The organism is Flavobacterium sp. GW821-FHT12A05, from assembly GCF_058807735.1.
In genome coordinates, this window is record NZ_JBXAQY010000002.1 from 471,552 (window position 1) to 481,310 (window position 9,759).

At 34.1% G+C, this 9,759-nt stretch carries 8 protein-coding genes; 2 read left to right on the top strand and 6 right to left on the bottom strand.

Annotated features, from left to right (window positions below; all coding sequences use genetic code 11):
- Positions 1-18: 18 nt before the first annotated feature.
- Positions 19-1,356, bottom strand: coding sequence for a cytochrome c3 family protein (locus AC1RRQ_RS05390; protein WP_493022000.1), 1,338 nt, complete (start codon positions 1,354-1,356; stop codon positions 19-21).
- 219 nt (positions 1,357-1,575) lie between these two features.
- On the opposite strand from AC1RRQ_RS05390, the gene AC1RRQ_RS05395 reads away from it, so the two are divergent.
- Entirely contained in the window at positions 1,576-1,965 is a 390-nt protein-coding gene (locus tag AC1RRQ_RS05395; RefSeq protein ID WP_493022001.1) for an SPOR domain-containing protein, read from the top strand.
- 420 nt (positions 1,966-2,385) lie between these two features.
- Here AC1RRQ_RS05395 and AC1RRQ_RS05400 read toward each other — a convergent pair whose 3' ends face one another.
- The 5 genes from AC1RRQ_RS05400 to rimP form a co-directional block, all read right to left on the bottom strand.
- Positions 2,386-2,898 carry a DUF4920 domain-containing protein gene (locus AC1RRQ_RS05400; RefSeq protein WP_493022002.1) on the bottom strand — a complete coding sequence of 171 codons (513 nt, stop codon included), beginning with the start codon at positions 2,896-2,898 and terminating at the stop codon, positions 2,386-2,388.
- A 71-nt stretch (positions 2,899-2,969) separates the two neighbouring features.
- Complete coding sequence (locus tag AC1RRQ_RS05405; RefSeq protein WP_493022003.1) at positions 2,970-3,725, bottom strand: acid phosphatase; 756 nt, start codon at positions 3,723-3,725, stop codon at positions 2,970-2,972.
- Positions 3,726-4,021: 296 nt separating this feature from the next.
- On the bottom strand, positions 4,022-6,904 hold the full coding sequence (infB, locus tag AC1RRQ_RS05410; protein WP_493022004.1) for a translation initiation factor IF-2: 2,883 nt from the start codon (positions 6,902-6,904) through the stop codon (positions 4,022-4,024).
- A gap of 48 nt (positions 6,905-6,952) precedes the next feature.
- Positions 6,953-8,203 carry a transcription termination factor NusA gene (nusA, locus tag AC1RRQ_RS05415; protein ID WP_071636284.1) on the bottom strand — a complete coding sequence of 417 codons (1,251 nt, stop codon included), beginning with the start codon at positions 8,201-8,203 and terminating at the stop codon, positions 6,953-6,955.
- Between the two features lie 13 nt (positions 8,204-8,216).
- The gene (gene rimP / locus AC1RRQ_RS05420) at positions 8,217-8,681 is read right to left on the bottom strand and encodes a ribosome assembly cofactor RimP (protein WP_053474404.1); all 465 of its coding nucleotides are present in this window, start codon (positions 8,679-8,681) and stop codon (positions 8,217-8,219) included.
- 172 nt (positions 8,682-8,853) lie between these two features.
- On the opposite strand from rimP, the gene AC1RRQ_RS05425 reads away from it, so the two are divergent.
- Positions 8,854-9,678: a universal stress protein gene (locus AC1RRQ_RS05425; RefSeq protein WP_493022005.1), complete on the top strand. Its 825-nt coding sequence runs from the start codon at positions 8,854-8,856 to the stop codon at positions 9,676-9,678.
- Positions 9,679-9,759: the final 81 nt, after the last annotated feature.

Genomic DNA, 9,759 nt, shown 5'->3' on the forward strand with positions numbered 1-9,759 from the left:
AAAATCTTAATAATTCGATTAATAGTGGCATTTACCGCATTCTAAACCTCCCATTTGCGCTGCAGTTAATTTCTCTACACCGTATTTTTTAGAAAGTTCAGCATGAATTTTATCATAATATGCATTTCCTTCCATCTTAACATCAGTTTTTCTATGGCAATCAACACACCATCCCATTGTTAATTTAGAGTATTGCTTCATGATTTCAAATTCTTGTACCGGACCGTGACAAGTTTGACATTCAATTCCTGCAACAGAAACGTGTTGAGAGTGATTGAAATAAACAAAATCAGGAAGATTATGAATACGAACCCATTTTACAGGCTGTGTTTTTCCAGTATAAGCTTGTTTAGTCTTATCCCATCCAACAGCATCGTATAATTTTTGAATCTGAGCATCGTAAAATGCTTTGCTGTATTCAGCAGTAGCTGTAGTTTCAGCAACTTCAGAAATATTTTTATGACAGTTCATACAAACATTTAAAGAAGGAATACCAGCAGTTTTACTTACACGTGCAGCAGAGTGACAATATTTACAATTGATCTCGTTATCTCCAGCGTGAATTTTGTGAGAATAGTGAATTGGCTGAATTGGCTCATAATTTTGATCAACACCAACCTGCATCAAGTATCCGTATACAAAATACCCACTAGCTAAAAGCAAGAATATAGAAGTAACTAATACTAAAAATTGGTTTTTAGCAAAAGCTTTCCAAATTGGAGTTCTGCCTTCTTTTGGAGCAACTACAATTCCATTATTACTAGCAACTTTAGTTAATACTTTGTTCACCATGAACAACATAACAACTAAAATAGCCATTACAAGAGCAAGAGCCCCTAAAATAACATTGTTAGAAATTCCACCACCTTCAACTTGAGTTCCCGGAGGAGCAGCAGATCCACCTGCAGCAACAGCTGGTTCAGCTTTTACTTCAGAAGTATAAGCGATAATATTATCAATATCACCTGTAGATAATTGAGGAAAAGAAGTCATTACTGCCTTGTTGTTTTCCTCGAAAAGTTTAACAGCAACAGGATCTCCTGATTTAATCATATCAGAACTGTTGTGTACCCATTTGTAAATCCAAGCCATATCGTGCTTAGAGGCAACACCTCTTAAAGCAGGACCAGTTGATTTAGCATCTAATTTGTGACATGCAGCGCAATTTGCATTAAAAAGTTCTTTCCCTTTTACCGGATCACCACCTGATGTTGCAGCGGGCGCAGCAGCAGCTTCAGTCGCCGCAGGAGCAGCAGCAGGATCTTGAGCAAATGAAGTTAGGGAGAAAATTAACGTTAGCGATAAACTAAGTAATAATTTTCTTGAGATCGAATTATGGTTACCCACCTTTTTCATATAGTATAATAATTATCTACTAATTTTTGGTATGATTTTTTCTGTAATAAATCAGACTAAAATTAATACCTTCTTTTAAAACTTGCACAAAAATACGACTTATGAACTATTCTCAAAACCTTAAAATAGTCTTAAATATCAATTTATATCAATTCTAAATAATATTAAAATTTTACATACAAACTTTAAATAGTATTTTTGCATAAAAACCATCACATTATGAGAATTTTAACCTCGACAAAAAACGTTTTCTTAACATTAACAATGTTCACATTAGCATATAATATTGATGCTCAAAGTCAAAATTTAACACTGAATCAAGATCCTAAATTCGAGCAGTTATTGAACGAAAAACGCAAATTTAACACAGCAATAAGTACAAATGATTCTTATAGAATTCAAATTTTCAGCGGTAAGAGCGACGAAGCAAAAAAGACACTTTCTGACTTTAAACGAGAATACACAAACATAGACGGCACAATAATCTTCAACACCCCGAATTACAAGGTAATTGTTGGAAATTTTAAAACAAGAATAGAAGCAGAAAAGAATTTAGCCGATATTAGAAAAAAGTACAAAAGCGTCTTTTTACTTAAACCAGGAAAATAATTAAAATAACAAACAAGAAGAAAAAGCAGGATCTATATCCTGCTTTTTTTTTATGGATTAAAAATCGATTTTAGAATACAAAAATGAGCAAAAACATTAAAAATCATCTCTACAAACAGCACAAAAGTCCGACTATAACATCATTTAATCAATAGAAAAAGCATCTAAATATTCCTTATTCAGTTCAAAAATTACTCGATCCATCTTCTCATAATTCAAAAATGTAAACCCAAAGAAAAACATAATCACATTAAAAAGCACAACCAAGCAATCAAGAAACTGAAATATACACCAACAAAAAAGCCTCAATTTTCATTGAGGCTTTTATATCATTTCAAAATAAGACCAACTAAGCAGAGATTTTTTTACAGCAATGCATGTTTAAAACTTACACTCCAACCATCAATTCTCAAAACTTAATTAATTTACCACTTTTATTCCATTTGCTAAAAAACGCACTTCTTCTTTCGGCGAAGTAATAGCATCAATTTCAGCTTTTGATTTTTTAGCATCTTTTGCATAATGTTTCAATTCATCAACAGATGTCACTTTTCTCTCGGCATTGCCTTCCAAAACCACATTTTTACCTTTCAATGCAGTCGGAACAAAAAATGCATAATCTTTCATTTTTACAAAGAAAGCAGAACCATCTTCCGTTTTTAAAGTCAGCCAGCATCCTCTCTTTTCACAAACATCTGTCACTTCTCCCTTTACCGAGACACTTTCTGCTTTTTTAGTTTTCTCTAATTCACTTTCCAATTTAGCTACAGTAATCGCTTTACTTACAGAAACAGTAGAAACATCTGCTCCGTAGTAATCTCCTACTAATGCATTACCTGCTGGTGGAGCAGGTTTTTCTACAGCTTCCTGCGAAAATGATAAAGTAGAAAAACCTACTAAAAAAAGAATGGTATATATTGATAATCGTTTCATATTTAAATAATTTATTATCAAAAATAATATTAAAATTCGAAATAGAACACGCTTCACACAAATACTGCATTTTATTCAGAGCTATTAAAATCAATTTCAGAAACTTCCTTTTTAACAGCTTCCATATCTATTTGAAAAGCCGGATTAGCAAAAAGACATTCAACAGTTGCTTTCCCCATAATTCTTCCCATCTCCACATCACTATGCCAATGCGCATTGCAAATTATACGGCTCTCCCCAAAATCATGTCCTCTTTTTAATATCTCTTCTTTATTATTGGGAAAAATTTCAATTAATATCAGCGACCATGCACTGCCAACAGCAGCATGACCAGATGGAAAAGAACCTACTTTCTTCAACACTTCCTCCTTATCTGGCGTACAAGTTTTTTGATTATTAACCACAAACGGACGCATACGATTATAATAATTCTTGGCCGCGTAAGTCGAAAGTCCGGCATCGGTCATTACTCTTCGCATAAGCGTATAAAGCTTAGGCGTTGTCTGCTCATTAATCTCAATTCCCAAAGCAGACTCAAAACATTTGGCTGCTATTGGAAAAGACAAATCTGCATCGCTGGCCGCTTTTAAAAAGCGACTTTTATCACTAGACTCAACAGCTCTTTTTGCATATTCCAAATCCATTTGATATGCTTGAGAGGTAATATCAGGAGGCGGTGACAGTAACACTAAACTATCCGGAATTTCTTCTTCAGATAAATACCCATACAATAAACCCGGCATAATTGCTCTAAGCTCTTCAACAGTTGTAAATTTAGAAATAACATTATTACGCTTAAATCTTTTATCAACAAGCGTTTTAATCATCTGAATTATTTTTGATCCCATATCCGACTTTCATATAAACTTCTACATAAAACTGCTGTCCTCAAAATTGCAATCAATCCACTATCATCTTTTACCAAATAGATACTCTCGCAATCAATTCAGCATCAAAAAACCAAGCAAAGAAATAAATAATTCAGAAATCAAAACCCATCTGTTTTTCAATATTGTGTTTCAAATTATAAAATGCAACCTATTAATTACTCAATACTAAAATATACTAAACAAAAAAAATCCCGATTACTCGGGATTTTTTATAAACTAAAATATATTAAATTTTATTTCAATTTCTTTTTAATTGCTACTTCGTGGTAAGCTTCAATAACATCATTCATTTCGATATCATTAAATCCTTTAATTTGAATACCACAATCGTAACCTTTACTAACTTCTTTAACATCGTCTTTGAAACGTTTTAAAGCAACTAACTCACCTGTGTGTACTACAACTCCATCTCTAATAACTCTAATTTTAGAGCTTCTTAAGATCTTACCATCTGTTACCATACAACCAGCGATTGAACCCACTTTAGAAATTTTGAAAATCTCACGGATTTCTGCAGTTCCTAAAATTTCTTCTTTCATTTCAGGAGCTAACATTCCTTCCATCGCATCTTTCAAGTCATCGATAGCAGCGTAAATGATAGAGTAATAACGGATATCGATTTCTTCTTTATCAGCAAGCTGTCTTGCATTTCCAGCAGGACGAACATTAAATCCGATAATGATTGCATCAGATGCAGAAGCCAGCATAACGTCAGTTTCTGTAATTGCACCAACTCCTTTATGGATGATATTAATTTGAATTTCTTCAGTAGAAAGTTTAGAGAACGAATCTGATAATGCTTCAACAGATCCATCAACGTCTCCTTTAAGGATAACATTTAATTCTTTAAACTGACCAAGAGCAATACGACGTCCAATTTCGTCAAGTGTAATATGACGTTGTGTACGTACTGATTGTTCACGCATTAATTGAGAACGTTTAGATGCAATTTGTTTTGCTTCTTTTTCGTCTTCGAACACATTGAACTTATCACCCGCTGTAGCAGCTCCATCTAAACCTAAAACAGATACCGGAGTTGAAGGACCTGCTTCTAAAACAGTATGCCCTCTTTCATCATGCATTGCTTTAACTTTTCCATGGTGTTTACCTGCAAGCATATAATCTCCAATTTTTAAAGTTCCATGTTGAACTAAAATTGTAGAAACATATCCTTTTCCTTTATCTAAGAAAGCTTCAACTACAGTTCCTTGTGCTGCTTTATTTGGGTTTGATTTTAAATCTAAAATCTCAGCCTCTAATAAAACTTTTTCAAGTAATTCTTTCACACCTAATCCTGTTTTAGCAGAAATATCATGTGATTGAATTTTACCTCCCCAATCTTCAACAAGTAAATTCATACCTGCTAGTCTTTCTTTAATTTTATCAGGGTTAGCATTTGGCTTATCCACTTTATTGATTGCAAATATAATTGGCACATTAGCCGCTTGCGCGTGGCTAATCGCCTCTTTTGTTTGCGGCATGATATCATCATCCGCAGCAATTACAATAATAGCAATATCTGTAACCTGAGCTCCACGTGCACGCATCGCGGTAAACGCCTCGTGACCCGGAGTATCTAAGAATGCAATTTTTTGACCGTTGTCAAGAGTTACTCCATAAGCTCCAATGTGCTGTGTAATACCTCCAGACTCACCAGCGATAACATTTTCTTTACGAATATAATCCAGTAAAGATGTTTTACCGTGGTCAACGTGACCCATTACAGTAACAATTGGTGCTCTGGTTACTAAATCTTCTTCTTTATCTTCAACAACCTCGATTGCTTCTTCGATATCAACTGTTATAAATTCAACTTCATAACCAAACTCATCAGCAACGATTGTTAATGTTTCAGCATCTAAACGCTGATTCATCGTTACCATAATACCAAGAGACATACAAGTTCCAATTACTTTCGTAATAGGCACATCCATCATGATTGCAATTTCACCTACAGTAACGAATTCTGTAACCTTAATAGTTTTACTTCCTTCGTCAAGAGCTCTTTGTTCATCATCAGATTTCTGACGGTGCGTTTCTCTCTTATCTCTTCTGTATTTGGCAGCTTTAGATTTACCACCTTTACCTTGAAGTTTTTCAAGAGTTTCTCTAATTTGGTTTTTTACTTCTTCTTCAGTAGGCTCAACTTTTGCTACAATTGCAGGACGGTTTCCTTTTACGAAACCAGGTCTTGAACTTCTGTTAGCATTAAATCCTCCGCCTCCTGTATTTGGAGTAATTTTATTAGGATTTGGTGTTCCAGGCGCATTTCCTGTTGCAGGTTTTGGCGCACCCGGCGTACCAGGTTTAGGAGCAATTCTTTTACGCTTGTTTTTATTCGCGTTATTATTGTTTCCAGCTCCTGGTGCTCCTGGTTTATTAGGAGTGATTTTTGGATCTTCTTTTTTCTTTTTAGGCTTATTAAATTGAGATAAATCAATTGTTTGTCCTGTAAGAGTAGTTCCAGATAATTTTTGATATTGAGTAGTGATCGTTTCCTCTGCAGTTGTAGGATCCGTTGAAACAATCGGCTCCTGAGCTGTTTTAGAATTCTCTGCTTTTACTTCTTTTTTCTCTGTTGTAATAATAGGTTTTTCTACCTTTTTCTCTTCAGAAACCACCGGTGCCACTACTGGCTCAGATACCGCTGGTGCTTCTTTTTGAACAGGCTTTTCTGGTTGAGATGGAGTAACAGATTTAGGCTCTTCAGCTTTAACTGGCTCTTCTTGAGAAACAGCAGCAGGTTTCTTTGGATTTAAATCAATTTTTCCAACTTGAACAGGCCCTGTTACAACAGCTCTCGCTTTAATGATTTCTTGTTGTTTCTGACGTTCTTCGTCTTGTCTGCGTTTGTCCTCAATTTCTTTCTCGCGCTCAACACGCAATGCTTCTTTTTCTTTTCTTTTCTCTTCTCCTACTTCTTTAGAAGCTTCCTTATTCCCCCTATCGCCCGCAAATTGGCTTTGCAGGATATTAAATTCACTGCCAGAAATTTTAGCATTTGGATTTGCATCAATAGCAATTCCCTTATCTTTTAGATAATCAACAGCTCTTTCTAACGAGATATTTAATTCCCTTAAAACCTTGTTTATTCTTATTACTCTCTCTTCAGACATATAACCTTTTTATTATTACCTTTTTCGTTGTGTTGTTAGAGTAGATAACTAGCTATCAAACTCTTCTTTTAGTATTTTCATAACATCAAGAATTGTTTCCTCTTCTAAGTCTGTTCTTCTTACTAAATCTTCTACCTCTTGTTTTAAAATACTTCTAGCCGTATCTAAACCAATTTTTGCAAATTCTTCGATAACCCAGCCTTCGATTTCATCTGAAAACTCTGTTAATTCAACATCGTCGTCGTCTTCACCATTTGCAGTGTCACCTTCTCTGATTACATCTAATTCATAACCCGTTAACTGACCAGCCAGTTTAATATTATGACCTCCTCTACCAATTGCTTTAGAAACTTCTTCTAATTTCAAGAAAACTTCGGCTCTTTTATTTTCTTCATCAATTTTGATTGAAGAAACTTTAGCAGGGCTTAATGCTCTTGTAATAAACAATTGAATATTGTTTGTATAATTAATTACGTCGATATTCTCGTTTCCTAATTCACGAACGATTCCATGAATACGAGATCCTTTCATACCAACACAAGCTCCAACAGGATCGATTCTATCATCATAAGAATCTACAGCAACTTTTGCTTTTTCTCCCGGAATACGAACTACATTTTTAACTGTAATCAAACCGTCGAATACTTCAGGAATTTCTTGTTCAAATAATTTCTCTAAAAACTTCTCAGAAGTTCTAGACATAATAATCTGTGGTTTGTTTCCTTTTAATTCAACGCTTTCAATAATTCCACGAACATTATCTCCTTTACGGAAAAAGTCAGATGGAATTTGTTTTTCTTTTGGAAGCACAATCTCGTTTCCTTCGTCGTCTACTAAAATAACAACTCTAGGTCTAACGTGGTGCACTTCGGCAGTATATATATCACCAATAATATCTTTAAATTGCTTATAAAGATTTGTATTATCGTGTTCGTGAATTTTAGATATTAAGTTTTGACGCAAAGCCAAGATAGCTCTTCTTCCTAAATCAATCAATTTTACCTCTTCAGAAACTTCCTCACCAATTTCAAAATCCGCCTCGATCATTCTTGCTTCAGTCAAAGTAATTTCTTCGTTCTCAAAATCAAGATCTTCATCAGCAACGATAACTCTTCTTCTCCATATCTCCATATCTCCTTTATCAGGATTTATAATGATATCGAAATTATCATCAGAACCGTATTTTTTCTTCAATGCATTTCTAAACACGTCCTCTAAAATTGCCATAAGCGTTACACGATCAATAAGTTTATTATCTTTAAACTCTGAGAATGAATCGATTAATGCTAAATTTTCCATGCGAATTCTTTAATTAAAATGTTACTGTAACAACTGCCTCTTTAATCTCTGTATAAGGTATTTGTTGTTCTTTTTGAACTGTTTCTTTTCCTTTTCCTACTTTTTTCGGTTCTCTTGCCTCCCAAGACAAAATTATAAAAACATCGTTAGCTTCTACTAATTCTGCTTCAATTTTTTCATTATTTGTAGTAACAATCAACGTTCTACCAATATTTTTCTTGTATTGTCTTATTAATTTTAAAGGAGAACCTACTCCAACCGATGCTACTTCAAGCGAAAAATCCTGCTCTTCACGATCCAGATTATTCTCGATTGCACGACTAATGTCAATACAATCCTGAAGCGCCACTCCATTATCTCCGTCTAAACCAACACTAATCTTGAAAGAATCCGAAACAGCAAGATCAATCAAAAAGATCGATGGCTTTTCCAGAAGAGCTTCTGTAATTAATTCGTTTACTTTTTCCTTAAATGTCATAATTTTATAAAAAGAGGGGACACTTAGTCCCCTCATTATTTAGATTTTAATAAATAACGGTGCAAATATAGTGATTTTTTTATAAATCAAATAAATAGATTGCTGCAAAAATATTCCTTATCTTTATTAGACCAAAGATTAACGATTTTTTAAACCCCTTAACTCTAAAATCATGAAACGAATTTTAGTACCTACCGATTTTTCAGAACACGCCGAACACGCCTTAAAAGTTGCTGCACAAATCGCCAGAAAAAACAGTTCTGAAATCATTATTTTACACATGCTCGAATTACCGCAGCAAACAAACGACGCCATATTTGGCGGTGTAAGCATTCCGGAAACCATGCTTTTTATGCAAAAAGCAAACGAAATGCTGGATAAAATATCACAAAGTTCATTTTTAGAAGGTATTTCGGTTACAGAATTTGTAAAAATGGACAAACCAATTCACGGAATCACCCAAATAAGCAAAGAACAGGACATCGATTTAATCGTAATGGGTTCACACGGATCTTCAGGTGTTGAAGAATTACTTATTGGGTCAAATACCGAAAAAGTAGTTCGAAATTCAGAAATTCCGGTTCTTGTTATCAAAAAAGACATCCCAGATTTCAAGGTTGAAAATATAGTTTTCGCATCTGACTTTACCGAAGAAACTAAAAAACCTTTTGAAAAACTTTTAAATTTTACAAAATATTTTGACGCAAAAATCCACTTAGTTTCAATTTGCACACCAAACAGTTTTAAGCCGACACATATTACAGAAAAAGCAATCGAAGATTTTACAAAAGGATTCAATCTTTCTAATTTCTCTACACATATTTACAATGACACTAATATTGAAAAAGGAATTATCAATTTTTCAAACAGCATAAATGCAGATGTTATTGGAATGTGCACACACGGAAGAACCGGTTTTGCTCATTTCTTTAACGGAAGCATCAGCGAAGGACTAGTAAATCATGCCGTAAGACCTGTAATAACCCTTAAGATCTAAATCAGAATTTGTATTTAAAAAGAAAACTTTTAAACTTTAAATTTAATCCATAAAAAAAGCCTCTCAATTGAGAGGCTTTTT

What these genes read in the sequence shown, in the direction of transcription:
- AC1RRQ_RS05390 (WP_493022000.1), bottom strand. Translation starts at nt 1,356, where the DNA reads ATGAAAAAGGTGGGTAACCATAATTCGATCTCAAGAAAATTATTACTT.
- AC1RRQ_RS05395 (WP_493022001.1), top strand. Translation starts at nt 1,576, where the DNA reads ATGAGAATTTTAACCTCGACAAAAAACGTTTTCTTAACATTAACAATG.
- AC1RRQ_RS05400 (WP_493022002.1), bottom strand. Translation starts at nt 2,898, where the DNA reads ATGAAACGATTATCAATATATACCATTCTTTTTTTAGTAGGTTTTTCT.
- AC1RRQ_RS05405 (WP_493022003.1), bottom strand. Translation starts at nt 3,725, where the DNA reads ATGATTAAAACGCTTGTTGATAAAAGATTTAAGCGTAATAATGTTATT.
- infB (WP_493022004.1), bottom strand. Translation starts at nt 6,904, where the DNA reads ATGTCTGAAGAGAGAGTAATAAGAATAAACAAGGTTTTAAGGGAATTA.
- nusA (WP_071636284.1), bottom strand. Translation starts at nt 8,203, where the DNA reads ATGGAAAATTTAGCATTAATCGATTCATTCTCAGAGTTTAAAGATAAT.
- rimP (WP_053474404.1), bottom strand. Translation starts at nt 8,681, where the DNA reads ATGACATTTAAGGAAAAAGTAAACGAATTAATTACAGAAGCTCTTCTG.
- AC1RRQ_RS05425 (WP_493022005.1), top strand. Translation starts at nt 8,854, where the DNA reads ATGAAACGAATTTTAGTACCTACCGATTTTTCAGAACACGCCGAACAC.